Raw genomic sequence first — 19,757 nt, forward strand, 5'->3', positions numbered from 1 at the left:
AGAAAGAATTTGAAGTAATGACGGATAAACCTCATAAAACACTTAGCGGACTGTTAAATCCAAAAGAAAAAGATAAGTAATATGAGCCATTTATCCTGCAATGCCTTGCGGATCTGGCGGATGGCCTGATACAGATGAGCCTCAATGGTCCTGAGCGAAAGATGGAGCTCATTGGCGATCTCCTGGTATTTTTTTCCTTCGAACCGGTGCATGATATAAATCTGGCGGCGTTTCAGGGGCATCTGGCCTATGGCGTTTTCGACATCGTGGCAAAGCTCTTCGTACTGAATGATGGAATCCGGCTCATAAGTAGAGGCCATGGAAAACTGGGCGGCGTTGTCTAGTGAGGCATTGCGGTGAAGTTCGCGTTTGACATAATCAAAAGACCTGTGCCTGACCGACGTAAACAGAAATGCCCTGAATGAAGTAGTGATATGAAGATACCGCTGCTGGGAATGGAACTCAAAGAAGATGTCCGACACAATGTCTTCTGCAATGGCTTTTGAAGAAACAAAACGCACCGCATGATTACAAAGCATCGGATAATACTGATGAAACAGCATAGACATACCGGCTTCCGGTTCAGACTGGAATGCCTGACGGATCAACAGCTCCGGGTCCAGTACCTTCGGTTTTTCCTGGTGATCTCCTCCTCCTTCCTGAATCCTGAAAAGAGGTCTCTCACCGTCATCATCCACTTGCATATTCAGCTTAACCAATCCCATTTCTAAGTAAAGATAAGTTTTTTCTTGAAATCTTTAAATTATATCGTACTCAAAAGGTAGACGATACAACCACTCAAAACACTTAGCGGATTTTATTTTTTTTTAAAGAATTTACGGGAAGATTAAAAAGACGGATAAAATAAATGAGGTGACAGGATAAAGGTACAGGATATCCGGCCTATTTAGAAAATGTTTAAATATTAATAAAACACAGTTCACTTCGCCTGAAATACCATTTCTGTCAAAGAAATACTTGTGACATCGTGAAAAAGCAGAGGTGGTACAACAAAACAGCGGTCTGACGAGGCTGAAAAAACGTGGATAATTCTCAACAGGGCAGCTGATCCTGAATACTTTAATGATTCCTGTAATAGTACAAATAAGCAGAAAAGAAAACGGAGGACAGGATAAAAAGAAACTGCAGAATAAATACTTGTCCTGTAAGTATCACATTGACAGCACTTTAACTTAAAAAAAATCAGGAATCAGTACAAAAAAAAAGGACTGGAACAAAATGCTCCAGCCTTTCCCGCTACTAAATCCACACAACTTTTATCTTTAATATCTATATATAAATCCCTTTCGGGCTATAACTCTTACTCAACAATGCAAATTTACAACTAAGATTTAAAAAATGCAAAAAAAATATTTTTTTTTTCTTCCCGCGATCTCTGCAAAACCTTGCGTTGATTCCCGATTGCGATGCAATATTATGTATTAAAAATATAATTGCAAACTTTTTGAGATTATATTTTATGTAATTACATACATTTTGTTTTCCACATCAGGCAATCACATTAAATAAACGCCATTTTCAGGTCAAAAAGTTCCCGAAATTTAATTTTCATGTTTAAAACCACACTTCAGCCCCCTAATCTTCCGTGTCTCCCAAATACTAACCTATCCTTAATACTCACTTAACATTGAGGTAATATTGACATTCTACTTTTGTGGCGTCAAATCAAATTGTCAATTACCAATATGAATAAGAATCTAAAAATCTACTTTTTATTATTTTTTCTATCCTTCTCATTGAGTGCCTTTTCCCAGTTCGGAACCATCAGGGGAACTATAAAAGACTCAAAAAACAATGAAGCGGTTATCGGTGCTACGATCTCTATTCCGGGAACAACCATCGGGGCCATTGCAGATGTGGAAGGAAATTTCGAAATACCGAAAGTAGCCGCAGGTACATATACCATTAAGATATCATTTATAGGATATAAAAATACCGAACTGAAAGATATCAAAGTTTTCGGAGGTCAGACGACCTTAATTAACTCTTCACTTGTCGAAGATTCGCAGTCATTACAGGAAATTAAAGTAGTGGCCCGCAGATTTACCTTCTCAGATGTGTCCGTTATCACTGAAATCAAGCAGGCTGAAGCCGTAGCAGTAGGTATCTCGGCAGAACAGATCGGTAAAACGCAGGACAGGGATGCTGCCCAGGTCATCAGAAGGGTGCCGGGTATTTCTATTTTTGACGACCGTTTCGTGGTAGTGAGAGGTCTGAACGAAAGATACAACACCGTGATGCTGAATGACGCGATTTCGCCGTCAACAGAAGTAGATACAAGAGCGTTCTCATTTGACCTGATCCCGAGTGGTGCCATTGACAGGATGATCGTTTACAAATCACCTTCAGCTGAGCTTCCCGGTGATTTCTCAGGTGGTGTTATCAAGTTGTTCACGAAGACCGTTCCTGATGCCAACAAATTCGAAGTAGGATTTTCACTGGGAACCAGGGCTCTGACCACAGGTGCTAAAGTAAATGACTACTCAGGTGGTAAATTTGACTGGCTGGGTTTTGATGACGGTACAAGAAGGCTTCCTTCTTCATTCCCGACCACGAACCAGATCCAGTCTCAGCCAAACTCAGCCGCTAATGTGGATGCTTTCAAAAACCTTAACCCGTTTTACACCCTACAGCAAAAAACGGTAAGTCCTGATCTGAGATTCAGTCTTTTATGGACCAGGAAAATGAAGATCGGTTCTAAAGATCTTAACACTTATACTTCAGCTAACTACAGCAATACCAATAATGCTTTCCAGAACCAGGACCTGGTATTCAAAAGATATGAAGCGGATGTTTTCGCTGATCAGCTTCCGAATGATTTCAAAGACAGGGTTTTCCAGAACAACGTCCGTATCGGGATCATGTCTAACTGGTCATATATCATCAATGCCAAAAACAAAATTGAATTCAGAAACCTGTTTAACCAGCTGGCCAACAAAGAAACCAACTACAGAAACGGTTCTACAGACAGTTTTGCAGATTTAACAGCATACAGTTTTAAGTTTGACACAAGGAGCATCTACTCAGGTCAGTTGAGCGGCAAGCACGACATCAATGATAATTCTGAATTCGGATGGAATGCCGGTTTCGGATTCACCAAAAGATATGAACCTGATACCCGCAGATTTATCGTCGGAAGAAGCACACTGGACGAGCCTTTCGCGATCAACGTTCCAAGGCTGTCAAGCCCGGTACTTGAGCAGGCTTCAAGATTCTTCTCTGACTTGTCTGAAACCGTAACAATGGCCAGCGGAAACTACGAATACAGAATCGAAAAAGGGGAAGATAAAGAACCGGTAAAATTGAAAGCCGGATTCTATACAGAATTAAAAAACAGGGATTTCGGTGCGAGATGGTTTGGTTTTGTAAACCCGTTCAGAGTCTCTACCCAGTTGTCTCCTGAAGAGTTCTTTGCCCCTTCCAATCTTTCTACCAACGGACTGTATGTCAATGAAGGAACCAACTACGACGACAAGTACACAGCCCGGAACCTGAATGCTTCTGCTTTTGCCAGTGCAGTGTTGCCGATGGGTAAATTCAAAGCTACAGCAGGTGTTAGAGGCGAATATAACGACCAGTCGCTTGAAAGTAAAAGAAGGGGTTCAGGAAATCCTATTGAAGTAGGTCTTTCTAAATTCAATGTCCTGCCTTCGGTTAACGTTTCATACAATTTCACTGAAAAATCATTGTTGAGAGCGGCCTGGGGTATGACCCTGAACAGACCGGAATTCAGAGAGCTTGCTCCGTTTACCTATTATGACTTTAACCTGAACGCCAGCAAGACCGGTAACCCGGACCTGAAAAATGCTTCAGTAAATAACTTCGACCTTCGTTACGAGTTCTACCCTACTCAAAGTGAGCTGATCTCACTGGGTGTATTCTACAAAGACTTCAAGAATCCTATTGAGCAGGTGATCAGATATTCTGGTTCAGGAGTTAACTTCTCTTATGCCAACGCCAGCAGGGCTTATTCAAGAGGTATTGAGCTGGAATTGAGAAAGAACCTGACAGACCTGACTTCAAGCAAGTTTATCAATAACCTGAGCTTCTTACTGAATACTTCCCTGATACAGTCGAATGTTAAATCATCAGGTGGCGGTTCAGGATTCGGAGAGCGTCAGCTGCAGGGACAATCGCCTTACATCATCAACGGTGGTGTGTTCTATAACGATGCCGACCACAAATTCCAGGTCAATGTGGTATACAACATCATTGGTCAGAGAATTGTCTACGTAGGTGACAAAAACAAATCAAACCTGAATGGTCTTTATCCTGATCAGTACGAAATTCCACGTAACATGCTTGATATCAACGTGATCAAAGGCATAGGTCAGAGACTGGAGATCAAAGCGGGTGTACAGGATCTGCTGAACAACGTGTTCGGAATTTATCAGGACACTAACCTGGACGGTAAAATTTCAAGAAAACATACAGCGGGTGAAGATGACCTGATCCAGTCGTTCCGCAGAGGTGCTTATTACAGTGTAGGTGTTACATACAAATTCTAATTAAATTCTATTATTCTTTTTAAAATCAATTCAAAATGAAAAAGATTCAAATTCTTTTATTGGCATTAACCGTCGGATTCTCAGCTACTTTTATGTCTTGTAGTGATGAGGGTGGAAAAGAACCGGAACCTGAAGTTCCTGCAGATTTTGCCAACAACGTAATTGAGGGCAACATCACGAAAAACAGCGTTGTGAAAAACAACGGAAAAGCATATCTATTGAAAGGTTTTACTTATGTTAAACCAGGTTTTACACTGACTATCGAACCAGGTGTGGTGATCAAAGGTGATTTGGCTACCAAAGCTTCCCTTATCATCGAGCCGGGTGCTAAAATCATCGCTGAAGGTACGGTTGACAAACCTATCGTATTCACGTCAAACCAGGCTAAAGGATCAAGAAAACCAGGTGACTGGGGTGGAGTGATCCTGTTGGGTAAAGCACCGGTAAACAAGACTCCGGCCATCGTTGAGGGTGAAAACACCACTCAGTTCGGTGGAACAGACGCTGCCGACAACTCTGGTATCCTTAAATATGTACGTATCGAGTTCGCAGGTATCGCTTTCGAAACTGACAAAGAAATTAACGGTCTTACTTTCGGTGGTGTAGGTAGTGGTACTACTATCGACTACGTTCAGGTTTCAAACTCTGGTGATGACGCTTTCGAATGGTTCGGTGGAACAGTTAACGCGAAACACCTTATCGCTTACAGAACACTTGATGATGACTTTGATACGGATAACGGTTTCAGCGGTAACATTCAGTATGGTCTGATCCTCCGTGATCCGCTTATTGCTGACCAGGCTGGTGATTCAAATGGTTTTGAATCTGACAATGACGCTGCCGGAACTGAAGCTACTCCTAAAACATCTGCTAAATTTGCCAACGTTTCTGTATTCATGGGTGATGGTGCTACGATCGATGCTAAATACCGTTCACACTTCAGAATCAGAAGAAGCAGCGAAATTTCTATCTACAACACCGTTTCTTCAGGAAAATGGAACACAGGTGGAATCGAGCTTCAGGATAAAGTGGCTGATAACTTCTTAGCTGATAAAAACAAATTCCAGGGTCTTGCGGTAGTTCACCCTACCAAGCCTATCGTATCAGGAAGCACAGATAAATTCAACACTGCTGCTTACAAAAACAAATTCATGACAGACGTAACTACTTTGTTGCTGGCTGATGCTTACAACAAGTTGGGATCGAAACCAGGTTTGTTGCCTAAAACAGGTTCTCCACTATTGACAGGCGGTGTTACACTTCCTTCAGGTTTTGAGCAGAACTCTTACATCGGAGCTTTCAACACTACCGACTGGACAGACAAATGGGCCAATTTTGACCCACAGAATACTGATTATTAATATGGATGAACAGGTCACTGTTCTCTGAAAAATATAGAGCTGAAACGCTTGATCTTTTTGAATCATAATTGATTCATATTGGTAAAATCGCAAAAAACCAGGGCCTTGCTCTGGTTTTTTGTTTTTGATAATACTGGGGAAATATTCAGTTAATACAAGATTTTTACTTTTGCACCATTAAACCAAAGAGGAGAAAAATGAAAGCAAATTCAGAAGCCGTCAAAGCATTTCTAAAAAACTGGGGATTTCACCTCTTGCTGTTGATTTTTATGGCGTATTATTATTCCCTGCCGGTTCCGGCCTGACGATCGCAGTTCTGATACTTATTTCCTTCAGAAGGTTTTCAGAGAATCACAATCTCATCCCCCACAGAAATCACTCCCTCCTGGTGCACCACCAGGTTGTGACCAAACATCACCTTATTTCCTACCCTGCGGTACCCCGCCAGTGTTTTAAGCGGCTCACTGCCATGTTTCGGCTCGTCTGAATCAGGGTCTATGGTCGTCAGGATGCATCTTGAACATGGCTTCACACCATAAAGTCCCGCCGAACCTATTTTTATCCTTTTCAGATAGTCTTCTTCAAAAGCCTCACCACCCCCTGTTACGATATTGGGTCTGAACCGCTTCATTTCGACTTTCACCTCCAGGCGGTTGTTCAGGTCTTCCAGACTGGCTTCCCCGATAACCAAAGCCGGGTACGCATCCGAAAAACTGGTGTGTTCATGCCCCGAAACCTGGTACTTGGCATCCACTTTACGGATCGAGGCTTCAGGCTGGTAGTATAAATAACAGGTAAATCCAAGATGTTCGGAAAACCACTGATCTGCTTCATCACAAACCCTGACACCCTCTATTTCATCGTCCCATACGGTAACAATCTGCTTTTCGGTGGTCTCAGGTTCCAGCGGAATCCGGATGAACTGACCGCTCGTGCGATGGGTGACCAATAAATGGTCCTTTTCAATACCAACAGAGAAAAGAGCCATGTGCGGCAAGGTCCTTTGCGTGATAAACCGGCCGTTCGAATCAACCAGCACCCAGCGGCGGTCATATTTTAAGCCCCTGACGGTCACTTCAGACTGCTGAAGTGAAATCCCTCCTAAAGATTTGATGGGGTAAATAAATAAGTTTTTTACAACCATATATTATTGTTCAGACACAAATCTACTCATTTTCAGGAAATTGTTGAAATATATTGGGCCACCTTTCTTCTGGCAATCGGCAAAAGTGTTTCTTCCAACGGGTAAATAAACCTGGATTCCACCAGATAAGTCGCCGGATTGGGAATCGAACGATTGTTTTTGATCAGCTGCAACTTGATATTTTCGAACGAATTGGTGATCGTTTTGGGGGTTGAGGCAATAAAAGTCGTATTCACCCGCCTGTGCTGTTCACGGGCACTTTCAAAAACAGTCACTTTAAACTTATATATCCGGGTCTCATTAATGATCTCCTCATAAAGCAGGATGTAGCCCTCATCAAGGTGCAAAGGCACAATACCCACCGGGCTCACCTTTAAAGAATCACTCACCATCCCGTCAATCTCCGCCCCCAGCTGCATCACATGTTTAAACCTCGGAATGGCATAATCAAGGATAATGTCAAGGTCTTCCAGGTCTTCCCCCGTCAGGCTTTCCCTGATCAGCTGGAAATTCGAAAAATTAATATCACTTATCTTTTGGGGGAATTGGCCTTTCAGCGTCTTTTTCTTTTCTTTGATGTCAAGAGAAGCAGAATAATGATTTTCAATTTCTTTGAGATCAGGAAATAACTTTTTCTGATCAAAATTCTCTTTTACAGATTTGAGATAGGCCAGAATAACATACTTCTTATATTCCGGGTCAATGAGTTGCTCAGTCAGCCATTCAGGATTGAGTTTTGACATAAGGTATGATGATTTAATAACCTATTTTATCAAATTAGTAAATAAGAAACAAGAATTTGTTAATTTTTTAATACCGTTTCAATAAAAATACCCAATTTATCTTCAAAAAATAGTAAAAACCATGATCACCTGGCAAGACTTCGAAAAAACGGACATGAGAGTAGGTACCATCCTGGAAGCCAGACCCGCTGAAAATGTCAGAAAACCTGCCTACAGACTACTGATAGACTTCGGAGACCTCGGTATCAGGAAATCATCCGCCCAGCTTACACTCAGGTATCAGCCCGAAGACCTGGTCGGGAAACAGATCGTTGCCGTGGTAAACTTTCCCCCGAAGCAGATCGGGACCTTCATGAGCGAGTGTCTTGTGCTGGGAGCCATGGGCGAAAACGGCGAAGTGATACTCCTCGAACCCGGACTTCCATGCCCGAACGGCCTGAAAATCGGCTGATGATTCAGAAAAAACATTCATAATGAAGTCACTTGTTTCCGCAAAACAGGCTTCCCCTATTATATGGTTTCTGTCTTTTCTCCTTTTTCCATTCCCCACACAAAATACATTTGATTTAATAATTATTGTAAATTTCCATATTTGCAATTCCTTAGCTACTTTTGCATCACATTTTATTAGAGAGTTAATATCCGATATAAACACTAAGCCGATAATATGAGAGAAATTCAATTTAGAGATGCGATCAAAGAAGCGATGTCAGAAGAAATGCGTCGTGACGAAAGCATATTTTTAATGGGAGAAGAAGTTGCTGAATACAATGGTGCTTACAAAGCCAGCCAGGGTATGTTAGATGAGTTCGGCCCGAAAAGAGTTATTGATACACCCATAGCTGAGCTAGGATTTGCCGGTATTGGCGTTGGAGCAGCCATCAATGGCTGTCGTCCGATTATTGAGTTTATGACTTTCAACTTTTCATTGGTAGCCATAGATCAGATCATCAACAGTGCTGCAAAAATCATGGCCATGTCGGCCGGTCAATATACCTGCCCGATTGTCTTCAGAGGACCTACCGGAAACGCCGGACAATTAGGAGCCCAGCACTCTCAGAACTTCGAAAACTGGTTTGCCAACACTCCGGGTCTGAAAGTGATCGTACCTTCCAATCCTTATGATGCCAAAGGTTTGCTTAAATCAGCCATCCGTGACAATGACCCGGTTATTTTCATGGAATCTGAGCAAATGTACGGTGACAAAGGCCAGGTGCCTGAAAGCGAATACCTGGTGCCTATCGGACAAGCAAAGATCGTTGAAGAAGGTTCTGATGTGACCATCGTCACTTTCGGAAAAATGCTTCCGAGAGTCGTTCTTCCTGCTGTTGAAGCCCTGAAAAAAGAAGGTATCAAGCCGGAAGTGATCGACCTGAGAACGGTGCGTCCTATTGATTATGCGACTGTGGTTAACTCTGTAAAGAAAACCAACCGTTGTATAGTAGTAGAAGAAGCCTGGCCTCTGGCTGCGATTTCATCTGAAATTACTTATCACCTTCAGAGAAATGCTTTTGATTACCTTGACGCCCCGGTAATCCGTGTCAATTCAATGGATATTCCTGTACACTATGCTCCTACGCTGATTGAAGCTACACTTCCTAATGTGGAACGTACCATCAAAGCGGTGAAAGAAGTGATGTATAAAAAATAAGACTGCTGCGATCAGTCAAAAAAAAGAGCCTTTCCCGATCTGGGAAAGGCTCTTTTTTTATGGTATCTGCCTGTCTTATTTATACACTTTACCGTCTTTCATCACAAAGCTGACCTTCATCAGGATTTTAGGATCGGCTATCGGGTTGCCTTCCACAGCAATGATGTCTGCCAGCTTTCCTTTCTCAAGGCTGCCTATCTGGTCTTTCATGCCTAATATCTCGGCACTGACCAAAGTAGCGGCCCTCAGACACTCCTCCATCGGCATCCCGGCTTCAACCATATACTGGAATTCTTTGGCGTTGTACCCGTGCGGATAAACCCCGGCGTCGGTTCCGAAGGCAATCTTCACTCCTGCCTTGTAGGCCCTGCCAAACGCTTCCTGGATTTTAGCCCCGGTCTCGATCGCTTTAGGTACTACCAGCGGATGATAATAGCCTTTCACTTTAGCCGAATCCGCGACCGTTTTACCGGCGATGATCGTAGGCACAAGGTAGGCTCCTTTGTCTTTAAACAACTTAATGGTTTCATCGTCCAGGAAAGTGCCGTGTTCTATGGTCGTCACACCGGCTTTCAGAGCCCTTTCCATACCCTCTTTTCCATGGGCGTGTGCTGCCACGTGGAATCCGTAGTCATTCGCAGTCTGGATGACCCCGTCCAGTTCATTAGGTGTAAACTGCGGAGCCTTACCACTTTTGGCGATACTCAAAACACCACCGGTAGCGGTGATCTTGATGCAATCCACTCCGTCCTGGTACCTTTGTCTGACGGCCTTTCTGGCTTCTTCCTCGCTGTCAACCACTCCATTCTCAGAGCCCTCAGGCAGTTTGATGTCCTGACGCCATCCGTTAGACGGGTCACCGTGTCCGCCGGTAGTAGCAATGGTCTTACCAGAAGTAAAAATCCTCGGACCGGATACCAGGCCTTTATTAATGGCGTTTCTCAGCGAGATATTCACGCCCGTGCCCCCGAGGTCCCTGACAGTTGTAAAACCGGCCATGAGGGTCGTCAGGGCATGTTTCTGAGCTTCGAAAGCAATGTCAGCAGGCGTGTTACTCATTCTTTTGATATACTGGTCTTTGCTCGTCTCGCTTTCGATGTGCACGTGCATATCAATAAGCCCCGGCAGAACCGTCTTATTCTTTAAATCGACCACCACATCTCCGGCTCCCGGCTTCGCATAGCCATTCTGGATGTCGGTGATCTTATTTTTTTCAACAATGATGGTTTGCTGAGGTACCAGTTTTCCCGTAGCCACATCAATGATGTTACCGCAGTGCAAAACGGTCTTTTGCCCGAACGAGGCAGCAGAAATTAAAAACAGAAATAGAAGTGTAATTTTTCTCATATGTTAATGTCAAGATTAATTTGCCACAAGTTACAAAGTCGCGGTACATTTCAATGTGATTGAGGTTAAAATATTTGGCAGGGCTGTAAGCGATAAGGTGTAAGCTCTAAGCCATTAGCCATATCCACCCGGGCCTTCAGACCCAAATCCCTCCCACAATTTGCTCAGGTCTTCAGGCCTGAGAATTGAGAATTTGAATGGGAGAAATTCAATGAAACAAAACAAAAAAATCCGGCCATTCACATGGCCGGATTCCTCAAAACAAAGAATGTATCCTTTAAATAGGCTTGAAAATCAAATCCCTGTAATCAGACATCGAAGTTCTGATAACTTCATGCGAAGCCGCTCTTCCGTATTCATAGGCGATCTCACAGTGTTGCGGCTCACCCGGAAGGTTCTTATAAGTTAAGAAATAGTGCTTCAGTTTCATCAATACCGCATCCGGAAGATCCGTGATGTCTTTGTACTGACCGTAAATCGGGTCACCCATCAATACGGCGATGATCTTATCATCAGCCTCTCCTTTGTCAAGAAGACAAAATCCTCCGATCGGAATGGCTTGCAACAGGATATCTCCATGAGAAATGTGGTGGCTTGACAACACGCAGATATCAAGCGGGTCACCATCACCTTCCTGCACTTTCTCGGCACCGTTGGTCCTGGCCAGGTTAGCCACGCCATCTCCGCAGTAAGTCTGGGGAACGAATCCGTAAAGTGTCGGAACAAGGTTGGAATATTTCTGAGGGCGATCGATCTTCAGATACCCTGATTCTTTATCAACCTCATATTTCAATGTGTCAGTGGGTACAATTTCAATAAAAACGGTGACAGTCTGAGGGGCAGATTCGCCGATCGGGATACCATGCCACGGGTGAGATTTATATACTGGTTTCATTTAATATTTTTTAAAAAAACAAATATAGTTTAAATCCCTAAAGTCTACATTTAAATAAATTTTTTATCCAAATTTTTATTCTTAAAATACTCAAAAGTCTGCATTTCAAGAACCCTTGTCGTCAGAAAAGCAGGCAACAGCCTTCTTCAGCGGCGATTTGTCGTTTTTAACAAATTGTTTGAACCTTATTCAGACCTTTTGAATTATGTTTGTATAAAAACAGCAGATTTTATTGATTTTATACAAATATTTTTATTTATTAGCATCCCTTTAGTCATGCTAAAACATAATCTAAATTTTTACGTTAAGTCAGAAATACTATACAAAAAGCAAATACAATGAGCATTTCGAAACCAAAAGTTATAAAGGATTTTGACAAACTTGATGCTGAATTACAAGAGCAGATAAAACTTAATTATCCGACGGGATTTGCAGAACACCTGATCAGATTTACGGATAAAGACGGCAAGTTTGTAAGTGCATTGCCATACGAAACAGAAGATAAATACTATCTCATGAGAATGACCAATGCCCAGGCCCATAAAATCATCAAGGAAGATAAAGACTATGATGACGACGGCAACCTGAAAGATGATATCAAAGACGATTACGAAGACAAATATACCGATCTCGATACGATGAAAATCGGTGGCAACAGCCGTAATGATGACGATGACGACAGCTATGATTAATTGTTAATCAAATGTTAAGCCATTGTCCTGAAAGATTTTAATTATTACCCTTACGTTAGGAAACTAAAACGCTTTTTTAAATGAAGAACGCATTATTCGTAGTTATTTTCTCTGTTTTTGCCAGTGCTGCGTCTGCTCAGTCGGGTATCAGGTTTGAGCATGAATCATGGAAGAATATCATTGCAAAGGCCAAAAGTGAAAAGAAACTTGTTTTCCTTGACGCTTATACCAGCTGGTGCGGCCCATGTAAAGCCATGCAGGCGAGGGTTTTCCCTGAAAAGACATTGGGAGACTTCTTCAATGTTAATTTTGTGAACGCTAAAGTAGACATGGAACAAGGCGAAGGGCCGGCTTTGGCCAACAGGTATCCGATCCAGGGCTATCCTACCCTATTGTTCATTGATCCGAACTCAGGTAAGATCGTTACCCAGGTGTTGGGCTATCAAACCACCGAGCAATTGCTTCAGCTGGGGATGAAAGCCAACTCCAAAAAGAAAATCTAAGATATAAACTATCTTATACTGAAGGTGGGAGGATTTCTTCCACCTTCTTTTTTTGGATCAATGCCATATAAAAGCCGTCAAATCCATCTTTGGCAGGTGAAATCCTCTTCTCTTCCAGGAGTTCAAAGGCTTTGTTTTTCCTTAAAAACTTACGGACATGCCTCTCCCCCTCCGAAGGCAAAACACTACAGGTAGCATAAACCATCTTGCCGCCGGCTCTGAGTATCTTACTATAGTTAAACAATATCTCTTCCTGTACTTTTCTTATCTCTTCAATAAATTCAGGCTTCAGCTTCCATTTCGAATCCGGGTTTCTTTTTAACACCCCCAGACCTGAACAAGGCACATCCAGCAAAAGACGGTCTGCAGAATTATGCATCCTTTTGATCGTTTTCGCCTCTATCAGCCTGGTTTCTATCGTATCAACGCCGTTTCTTTTCGCACGTTTCTTAAGCTCTGTCAGCTTGTACTCTTCCACGTCCATGGCAATCAGCTTTCCCTTATTTTTCATTTTAGCCGCGATATGCAGAGACTTCCCTCCTGCCCCGGCACAGGCATCCACTACCCTCTGGCCCGGCTCAATATCCAGGAAATCAGAAATGATCTGGCTGCCGGCATCCTGCACTTCAAACAATCCTTCTTTAAACTCAGGAAGTCCGAAAACGTTACTTCTTTCAGCCAGTTTAAGGGCATCAGAACAACCTTCAACGGTACTCGTCACAATGCCCCGCTGACTCAATAGACCTGCCAGTTTCGGGAGATCTGTTTTAAGGGTGTTTACCCTCAGGTACACTTCCGCCCTGTGATTCATGGCCGCCAGTTCTGCGTCCCACTGCTCTCCCAGTTCTTTTTCTCCGAGTTCATCCAGCCAGTCAGGCACCGATTCCTTTATTTTCCTGGTTTGCTGGGCTTCCTTATATTTATCCTGAATATCCTTCTTATCAATGCTTTTAAATTCAGACCAATCGGGCAGTTCAATGCCTTTCAGGGTATACCAGACTCCTGAAATCAAAAAGAAGTCTTCTTTACTTTCCAGTTTTACACAGCCCGGACCACCACAGAATTTTAACAATCTCCACCACCTGACAATTTCATAGGTATTTTCGGCAATAAAGCCGCGGTCTCTTGAACCCCATTTCGGATTAGACTTCAGCACACTCTCTATCACCTTGTCGGCTTTGGTTCCGTCGTTAAAAATCCGCATGAGGCACATGACTACTGCCTCTGCCAGAGGGCGGTATATTCTGACTGCCGGTGCTGCTTCCTGCTTCTTTTTTGAAACCAAATTATCTTTTGCCATTGTTATTCTTTTAAATGAGGACTACAAAAGTATGAAATAAAAAGGGTGAGGCATTTAAAAACATTGATTTAAAAATGCCGGGGTGGTGCATCAGCAGGTAAATACGGCCATTTATGCTCTTCAAAAATATTGCCTGATAAATATTCGAATTGAATCGAAAAATTGTACTTTTGTCTAAACACTATCAACGAAAAGTGACCAAATGATTTCCAAAAAGGCTAAATACGCATTAAAAGCACTGAAAATTCTGGCAGAAAATTTTTCTGAAAAAAAACCTATGTTGATTTCAGAAATCGCCGAAAAAGAAAATATTCCTAAGAAGTTTCTTGAAGCGATCCTTCTCGAGCTTAGAAATAATGGTGTCTTACATAGCCAGAAAGGCAAAGGTGGCGGATACATGCTCAGAATTGAGCCTGAAAAGGTGACTATTGCCAAAATCATCAGGATCATTGATGGGCCTATTGCCCCGATGCTTTGTGTTTCGCTTCACTTCTATGGCAAATGTGATGACTGCTCTGATGAGGAATCCTGTAAAATACGCCCGATTATGGAGCGTATCAGGGATGCCAACCTCAATGTTTATGAAAAAACTACTTTATTGGATATGATATCCTGAAACTAATGATCTTAAAAAGTATAAATCCTTACACAAAGGAAGTCCTGGAAGAATATAAGGTGATGAGTGAGGCGGAGTTATCCCGGAAACTTGAACTGGGCAACAAAACCTTTAAGTCATGGAAAACTGGCGAGAGAAGTTCTAAAATGCAGAACCTCGGTCATTTACTGATCAAAAACAAAACTCAGCTGGCTCGTCTTGTCACGGCCGAAATGGGAAAAATCCTCAGAGAAGCTGAAGCCGAAGTTGAGAAATCTGCCCTCACCGTAAATTATTACATTGAGCATCAGGATGAGTTTCTCAGTCCGCGTATGATCAGTACCGACGCAAGGGAATCTTATATACGTTTTGACCCCTTGGGTGTGATCCTGGCCATTATGCCCTGGAACTTCCCTTTCTGGCAGGTGCTGCGGTTTGCTATTCCTACCATTCTTTGTGGTAACGTGGTAGTTTTAAAGCATGCCTCCAATGTAACCGGATGTGCCCTGGCCCTGGAAAAACTATTCCTGGAAGCAGGCTTTCCTGAAGGTGTATTTCAGACCCTGATTGTCGATTCCGGCAATATGGAAATGATCATCAGTTCGCCTTTGGTGAGGGGCGTAACCCTGACCGGAAGCAATAAAGCAGGTTCTTCAGTAGCAGGTCTGGCAGGTAAATACATTAAAAAATCGGTACTTGAATTAGGTGGCTCCGATCCTTTTATCGTGCTTAATGATGCCGATATTGCCAAAGCTGCTGAAACAGCCGTCAGATCAAGGTTTCAGAATGCCGGGCAAACGTGTATTGCGGCCAAAAGATGGATCGTCGAATCAAAAGTGGCGGCAGAATTCACAGAGAAGGTATCCGCTGCAGTCGGTAAACTCAGTCAGGGTAATCCGCTTCTCAGCTCAACGCACCTCGGCCCTCTGGCCAAACCCGACCTGGCAGAAAGCCTGGCCAGACAGATTGCCTTTCTGAAAAAAGAAAATAACGAACTGCTTACGGGCGGCACCTATGAAGATTGTAATTTTCAGCCCACCCTGATAGCCATGAATAAAGACCGCAAGAGTGTGTTCAATGAAGAGACGTTCGGTCCCCTGGCATGTATTTACGAAGCCCGGAATGAACAGGAAGCCATTGACTTCGCCAATGAGACGACGTTCGGGCTGGGTGCCAGCATCTGGACCGGCGATCTTGAAAAAGGTAAAAGACTGGCCGAGCTGATTGAAAGCGGCTTTGTTTCTGTCAACAATATGGTAAAATCAGACCCTAAACTCCCGTTCGGAGGAGTGAAAGACTCAGGATACGGCCGTGAGCTGTCCTATTTCGGGATGCATGAATTTACCAACGTAAAATCAGTTTGGGTAGACGCCTGAAAGGTTTATAAGCCAGGGGCATTTATCAATATTCATCAGTAAAACTTGTTTTCAATCATAAAAATCATTTTTTTTGACTTCTAAACCTTAATAAGTACCCCTATGGACAAAATCAGACCTACTTTTCTGACCGTTTTATGTATTCTTACTTTCATCGGAAGCGGTTTTGCTATTTATAGTGCCATCACTTCCTACACTACTGCTGACGTTACAGCGGGAATGACCAAAGATGCTCTTAATAATGCCATGGATGAAATTGAAAACGAAGCTGAAACTGAAAAAGGAGCAGAATTCGCCAATAAGATCATAGGAGCCGTTTCCGGCAGCCTGACCGTGGAAACCATCAGAAACAGTGCTTTGGCTTCAGGTATTTCTGCCATTCTTACTTTAATCGGGGCCATCCTGATGTGGGGTCTTGATAAAAAAGGATTCTGGCTTTATGTTATCGGAACCGCCGTGGGTGTTGTGGCTCCCATCATCATTTACGGAGGATTTGTCGGTGCTATTTCAAGCAGCGGTGTAGCCTTTATCGGGGTTATTTTCTGCGTGCTATATGGTGTTAATCTGAAACATATGAGGTAATTATTGCCTTTTATCATATTGAAGAAGCCCGGATGATCCGGGCTTCTTTGTTTTAAAACGTTACTGTTTTTCGAAATATACTCCTAAATTTGGGGGTGAATGATCAATTGAAAATGAAAAAAGAGGAAGAACAAAGCATATCGCAGCTTTTATTAAAAAAGTATAAGTTCACTCCTACTTTCGGCCAGGCTAAGCTTTTCAGCTTAATGGAGACTTTTCTGCTGGATGAAGAATCTGAAAGACCGGTTTTTGTCCTGAAAGGTTATGCAGGTACGGGTAAAACCTCATTTTTAAGCACGCTGATCAAAGTACTGCCGAAGTTTGGATGGAAGTCTGTCCTGCTGGCTCCGACGGGCAGGGCGGCCAAGGTAATGACCTCCTACTCCTCAAAAAATGCCCAGACCATCCACCGCAAAATATACAAACAGGTAGAAGACCCCGGCTCGGGCAATCTGGCTTTTGAACGCCAGCCTAATAAAAGTGAAGGTACCTTGTTTATCGTTGATGAGGCCTCGATGATTTCCGACACCCGTGAATTCGGCAAAAACAGCCTGCTTCATGACCTGATCGATTACGTTTTTGAAGGCACTGAAAATAAACTCCTGCTGATCGGTGATGAGGCCCAGCTTCCGCCGGTTTCGATGAGTCTCAGTCCGGCACTGGATATTGAGCACCTGGCCCATTTTTACAGAACAGACATCACTCATCATGTTCTGACGGAAGTCATGCGACAGGAAGGAGAATCGGGCATTCTCGAAAACGCTACCCAGCTGAGAGAACTCCTGGTTCAGAATGCCACCAACATCATGCTGAAAACCAAAGGCACCAAGGGATTCTATCGCATGGGCGGAGAAAAACTCGAAGATGGCATCCGCTATGCCTATGATAAATATGGCCGAGAAAACTCTATCATCATCACCAGGTCAAACAAAAATGCGGTTCAGTATAATCAGTATATCCGTAATAAAATTGACTACAGCGAAAGCGAACTGGACAACGGAGACCTGCTGATGGTCGTTAAAAATAATTATACCATACTCGGGGAGGAATCGCAGGCGGGATTTATTGCCAACGGCGAGTTTGTACAGGTCAAACGCATCGGCAGGGAAGAAGAAATGCACGGACACCGCTTTGTCAACGTGACCCTGCAACTGGTGGATTATCCCGAAGAACCTGAATTTGAGACCCTGATATTTGTAGATACGCTCTACTCCAATGCACCGAGTCTGAGCCAGGCAGAAAACAAAGAACTGTATGAGAATGTACTGAAAGACTATTTTTGGGTAAAATCCAAAAAGGAAAGAAAGAAGATGATCAACAGCGACAAGTACCTTTCAGCCCTCCAGGTTAAATTTGCCTATGCCCTCACCTGCCATAAATCACAGGGTGGCCAGTGGGACGCCGTCTTTATTGACCAGGGATATTTACCTGACAACCAGATAGATTCAGAATATATCAGATGGCTGTATACCGCCATTACAAGGGGCGTGAAAGAAGTATTCCTGATCAACTTTCACCCTGACTTTTTCAATGGACAAATCAAAACCGCAGCACCAAAACCTTAAATATCTATGCCAGGCAAAAAGAAACATTTCAAAAGTCCGAAGCAAAAGGCTTTCACTTCACCGGGAAGTTTGTTTTACGTTGGCAATGAGGTAACCGGTCCCACCAACATCAAACTCATCGAATACAACAAGGATTCGATAGAGCAAAAAAATATTAAAACCATTTCCGAACTTCGCCAGAGCCCCAATGATCAGAAAGTTTTCTGGCTGGATGTGGATGGTGTTCATGAGCCCGCGGTGATTGAGCAGGTCGGTAAAAAATTCGGTTTGCACCCGTTGATGCTTGAAGACATCCTGAATACCACCCAGAAGCCTAAAATTGAGTTTTTCGAGGATGAAAACCAGATCTTTGTGGTCGTTAAAGCCATCAAACTGGATACGGTAAAATGGGAAGCCGACATAGAACAGGCCAGTTTCGTTTTAGGGAAAGATTTCCTGATCTCATTCCAGGAAAAAGACAGTCTCAACGTCTTTGATCAGATACAGGAAAGGCTTTACCGCGAAAACAGCCGCACGAGAAAAAACAAGGCCGATTATCTTTTGTACGCCCTGCTCGACCTTGTGGTGGATAATTATTACGTCATCCTGGATCAGCTGGGCGAAAAACTCGAAGACCTGGAAGATTGTGTGATGAATGACCCGCAAACCAAATACCAGCAGGACCTCTACCGGCTCAAACGGGAAATGTCTGTCATCAGGAAGTGCATTGCTCCGCTGAGGGATATCATCAGTGCCCTGATCAGAGAGGAGTCCACCATCATGGACCGCACCACCAATGTATTTTTGAGGGACGTTCAGGACCATGTGATCCAGACGATAGAAACCCTTGATTCATACCGGGAGATCGCAGAAAACATCATGAGCAGTTATCATGCTTTGCTGAGCAACCGCATGAACTCCGTCATGAAAACCCTGACGGTTTTTACGGTGATTTTTATGCCGCTGACATTCATTGCCGGAATTTACGGAATGAACTTTGACAATATGCCTGAGTTACGTTGGCCCAACGGCTATTTTTATACCCTGGGCTTCATGGTCGTCCTGACGATTTTCCTTTGGTTTTACTTTAAATGGAAGAAGTATATTTGATGAGGGAAGGAGGAAGGATAATGGAAAACGGAGAGCTGAAAAATGGAGGAAGGCCTGATCGGAGAAAAAAAGAAGGGAGAAAGAGCAACAACAACTTGCTGACTTTCCCCCTTTTATAACATAGGCTGACTGACAGACTATTCAGCTATTAATTCGGCTTTGTGGCCAGCTTCTTTCAGCTTTTCTATGACTTTAGCGGGATCAAGGGGCTCTGAGGTCTCAATGCTGAGTATTTTTTCAGGATTAAGGGTATCCACGTTCCACTCACTGATCTCTTCTATTTTATTCAACACCGGAGTGACAGTTGCCACACATCCCCCGCAATTGATGCTTGTTTTAAATTTCATTTGATTATCATTTTGTTGATGCAAATTTAGTACCCGGC

At 43.1% G+C, this 19,757-nt stretch carries 18 protein-coding genes; 11 read left to right on the top strand and 7 right to left on the bottom strand.

Annotation, left to right across the window (positions count from 1 at the left end; genetic code table 11):
* Nucleotides 1-53 precede the first annotated feature (53 nt).
* Complete coding sequence (locus GVN16_RS01625; protein WP_166562084.1) at nucleotides 54-725, bottom strand: RNA polymerase sigma-70 factor; 672 nt, start codon at nucleotides 723-725, stop codon at nucleotides 54-56.
* A 981-nt stretch (nucleotides 726-1,706) separates the two neighbouring features.
* Here GVN16_RS01625 and GVN16_RS01630 point away from each other — a divergent pair.
* Entirely contained in the window at nucleotides 1,707-4,529 is a 2,823-nt protein-coding gene (locus GVN16_RS01630) for a TonB-dependent receptor (RefSeq protein ID WP_166562085.1), read from the top strand.
* A 35-nt stretch (nucleotides 4,530-4,564) separates the two neighbouring features.
* Nucleotides 4,565-5,890: a T9SS C-terminal target domain-containing protein gene (locus GVN16_RS01635; protein WP_166562086.1), complete on the top strand. Its 1,326-nt coding sequence runs from the start codon at nucleotides 4,565-4,567 to the stop codon at nucleotides 5,888-5,890.
* A 343-nt stretch (nucleotides 5,891-6,233) separates the two neighbouring features.
* Here the strand turns inward: GVN16_RS01635 and GVN16_RS01640 are convergent, their stop codons facing one another.
* Together GVN16_RS01640 and GVN16_RS01645 are read right to left on the bottom strand one after the other, a co-directional pair.
* Nucleotides 6,234-7,034, bottom strand: a complete 801-nt coding sequence (locus GVN16_RS01640; RefSeq protein ID WP_166562087.1) for an MOSC domain-containing protein — start codon at nucleotides 7,032-7,034, stop codon at nucleotides 6,234-6,236.
* A 32-nt stretch (nucleotides 7,035-7,066) separates the two neighbouring features.
* Nucleotides 7,067-7,777, bottom strand: coding sequence for a hypothetical protein (locus GVN16_RS01645; protein WP_166562088.1), 711 nt, complete (start codon nucleotides 7,775-7,777; stop codon nucleotides 7,067-7,069).
* A gap of 121 nt (nucleotides 7,778-7,898) precedes the next feature.
* Between GVN16_RS01645 and GVN16_RS01650 the strand changes: the two genes are divergently transcribed.
* The gene (locus tag GVN16_RS01650) at nucleotides 7,899-8,228 is read left to right on the top strand and encodes a tRNA-binding protein (RefSeq protein WP_166562089.1); all 330 of its coding nucleotides are present in this window, start codon (nucleotides 7,899-7,901) and stop codon (nucleotides 8,226-8,228) included.
* A 216-nt stretch (nucleotides 8,229-8,444) separates the two neighbouring features.
* Nucleotides 8,445-9,428: a pyruvate dehydrogenase complex E1 component subunit beta gene (locus GVN16_RS01655; RefSeq protein WP_166562090.1), complete on the top strand. Its 984-nt coding sequence runs from the start codon at nucleotides 8,445-8,447 to the stop codon at nucleotides 9,426-9,428.
* A gap of 75 nt (nucleotides 9,429-9,503) precedes the next feature.
* Here the strand turns inward: GVN16_RS01655 and GVN16_RS01660 are convergent, their stop codons facing one another.
* On the bottom strand, nucleotides 9,504-10,775 hold the full coding sequence (locus tag GVN16_RS01660) for an amidohydrolase family protein (protein ID WP_166562091.1): 1,272 nt from the start codon (nucleotides 10,773-10,775) through the stop codon (nucleotides 9,504-9,506).
* A 277-nt stretch (nucleotides 10,776-11,052) separates the two neighbouring features.
* Nucleotides 11,053-11,670, bottom strand: coding sequence for an inorganic pyrophosphatase (locus tag GVN16_RS01665; RefSeq protein ID WP_166562092.1), 618 nt, complete (start codon nucleotides 11,668-11,670; stop codon nucleotides 11,053-11,055).
* Between the two features lie 338 nt (nucleotides 11,671-12,008).
* Here GVN16_RS01665 and GVN16_RS01670 point away from each other — a divergent pair, with 338 nt between their 5' ends.
* Nucleotides 12,009-12,362 carry a hypothetical protein gene (locus GVN16_RS01670; protein WP_166562093.1) on the top strand — a complete coding sequence of 118 codons (354 nt, stop codon included), beginning with the start codon at nucleotides 12,009-12,011 and terminating at the stop codon, nucleotides 12,360-12,362.
* An 80-nt stretch (nucleotides 12,363-12,442) separates the two neighbouring features.
* On the top strand, nucleotides 12,443-12,865 hold the full coding sequence (locus tag GVN16_RS01675) for a thioredoxin family protein (RefSeq protein WP_166562094.1): 423 nt from the start codon (nucleotides 12,443-12,445) through the stop codon (nucleotides 12,863-12,865).
* A 13-nt stretch (nucleotides 12,866-12,878) separates the two neighbouring features.
* Here the strand turns inward: GVN16_RS01675 and GVN16_RS01680 are convergent, their stop codons facing one another.
* Nucleotides 12,879-14,165, bottom strand: coding sequence for an RsmB/NOP family class I SAM-dependent RNA methyltransferase (locus GVN16_RS01680; protein ID WP_166562095.1), 1,287 nt, complete (start codon nucleotides 14,163-14,165; stop codon nucleotides 12,879-12,881).
* A gap of 202 nt (nucleotides 14,166-14,367) precedes the next feature.
* Between GVN16_RS01680 and GVN16_RS01685 the strand changes: the two genes are divergently transcribed.
* The 5 genes from GVN16_RS01685 (at nucleotide 14,368) to corA (ending at nucleotide 19,372) form a co-directional block, all read left to right on the top strand.
* Nucleotides 14,368-14,781, top strand: a complete 414-nt coding sequence (locus GVN16_RS01685) for an Rrf2 family transcriptional regulator (protein WP_166562096.1) — start codon at nucleotides 14,368-14,370, stop codon at nucleotides 14,779-14,781.
* Nucleotides 14,782-14,786: 5 nt separating this feature from the next.
* Nucleotides 14,787-16,136, top strand: coding sequence for an NAD-dependent succinate-semialdehyde dehydrogenase (locus GVN16_RS01690; protein ID WP_166562097.1), 1,350 nt, complete (start codon nucleotides 14,787-14,789; stop codon nucleotides 16,134-16,136).
* 102 nt (nucleotides 16,137-16,238) lie between these two features.
* Nucleotides 16,239-16,718 (top strand): hypothetical protein, encoded by a 480-nt coding sequence (locus GVN16_RS01695; protein WP_166562098.1) that lies wholly within the window; start codon nucleotides 16,239-16,241, stop codon nucleotides 16,716-16,718.
* A 113-nt stretch (nucleotides 16,719-16,831) separates the two neighbouring features.
* Nucleotides 16,832-18,283: an ATP-dependent RecD-like DNA helicase gene (locus GVN16_RS01700; RefSeq protein WP_166562099.1), complete on the top strand. Its 1,452-nt coding sequence runs from the start codon at nucleotides 16,832-16,834 to the stop codon at nucleotides 18,281-18,283.
* A gap of 6 nt (nucleotides 18,284-18,289) precedes the next feature.
* Entirely contained in the window at nucleotides 18,290-19,372 is a 1,083-nt protein-coding gene (gene corA, locus GVN16_RS01705) for a magnesium/cobalt transporter CorA (protein ID WP_166562100.1), read from the top strand.
* A gap of 137 nt (nucleotides 19,373-19,509) precedes the next feature.
* Here corA and GVN16_RS01710 read toward each other — a convergent pair whose 3' ends face one another.
* Nucleotides 19,510-19,719, bottom strand: coding sequence for a heavy-metal-associated domain-containing protein (locus GVN16_RS01710; RefSeq protein WP_166562101.1), 210 nt, complete (start codon nucleotides 19,717-19,719; stop codon nucleotides 19,510-19,512).
* Nucleotides 19,720-19,757: the final 38 nt, after the last annotated feature.

The organism is Emticicia sp. CRIBPO (assembly GCF_009905725.1).
Taxonomy (GTDB): Bacteria; Bacteroidota; Bacteroidia; order Cytophagales; family Spirosomataceae; genus Leadbetterella.

Excerpts from the sequence above, each read along its gene's own strand:
- GVN16_RS01625 (WP_166562084.1), bottom strand. The coding sequence starts at position 725 with ATGGGATTGGTTAAGCTGAATATGCAAGTGGATGATGACGGTGAGAGA.
- GVN16_RS01630 (WP_166562085.1), top strand. The coding sequence starts at position 1,707 with ATGAATAAGAATCTAAAAATCTACTTTTTATTATTTTTTCTATCCTTC.
- GVN16_RS01635 (WP_166562086.1), top strand. The coding sequence starts at position 4,565 with ATGAAAAAGATTCAAATTCTTTTATTGGCATTAACCGTCGGATTCTCA.
- GVN16_RS01640 (WP_166562087.1), bottom strand. The coding sequence starts at position 7,034 with ATGGTTGTAAAAAACTTATTTATTTACCCCATCAAATCTTTAGGAGGG.
- GVN16_RS01645 (WP_166562088.1), bottom strand. The coding sequence starts at position 7,777 with ATGTCAAAACTCAATCCTGAATGGCTGACTGAGCAACTCATTGACCCG.
- GVN16_RS01650 (WP_166562089.1), top strand. The coding sequence starts at position 7,899 with ATGATCACCTGGCAAGACTTCGAAAAAACGGACATGAGAGTAGGTACC.
- GVN16_RS01655 (WP_166562090.1), top strand. The coding sequence starts at position 8,445 with ATGAGAGAAATTCAATTTAGAGATGCGATCAAAGAAGCGATGTCAGAA.
- GVN16_RS01660 (WP_166562091.1), bottom strand. The coding sequence starts at position 10,775 with ATGAGAAAAATTACACTTCTATTTCTGTTTTTAATTTCTGCTGCCTCG.
- GVN16_RS01665 (WP_166562092.1), bottom strand. The coding sequence starts at position 11,670 with ATGAAACCAGTATATAAATCTCACCCGTGGCATGGTATCCCGATCGGC.
- GVN16_RS01670 (WP_166562093.1), top strand. The coding sequence starts at position 12,009 with ATGAGCATTTCGAAACCAAAAGTTATAAAGGATTTTGACAAACTTGAT.
- GVN16_RS01675 (WP_166562094.1), top strand. The coding sequence starts at position 12,443 with ATGAAGAACGCATTATTCGTAGTTATTTTCTCTGTTTTTGCCAGTGCT.
- GVN16_RS01680 (WP_166562095.1), bottom strand. The coding sequence starts at position 14,165 with ATGGCAAAAGATAATTTGGTTTCAAAAAAGAAGCAGGAAGCAGCACCG.
- GVN16_RS01685 (WP_166562096.1), top strand. The coding sequence starts at position 14,368 with ATGATTTCCAAAAAGGCTAAATACGCATTAAAAGCACTGAAAATTCTG.
- GVN16_RS01690 (WP_166562097.1), top strand. The coding sequence starts at position 14,787 with ATGATCTTAAAAAGTATAAATCCTTACACAAAGGAAGTCCTGGAAGAA.
- GVN16_RS01695 (WP_166562098.1), top strand. The coding sequence starts at position 16,239 with ATGGACAAAATCAGACCTACTTTTCTGACCGTTTTATGTATTCTTACT.
- GVN16_RS01700 (WP_166562099.1), top strand. The coding sequence starts at position 16,832 with ATGAAAAAAGAGGAAGAACAAAGCATATCGCAGCTTTTATTAAAAAAG.
- corA (WP_166562100.1), top strand. The coding sequence starts at position 18,290 with ATGCCAGGCAAAAAGAAACATTTCAAAAGTCCGAAGCAAAAGGCTTTC.
- GVN16_RS01710 (WP_166562101.1), bottom strand. The coding sequence starts at position 19,719 with ATGAAATTTAAAACAAGCATCAATTGCGGGGGATGTGTGGCAACTGTC.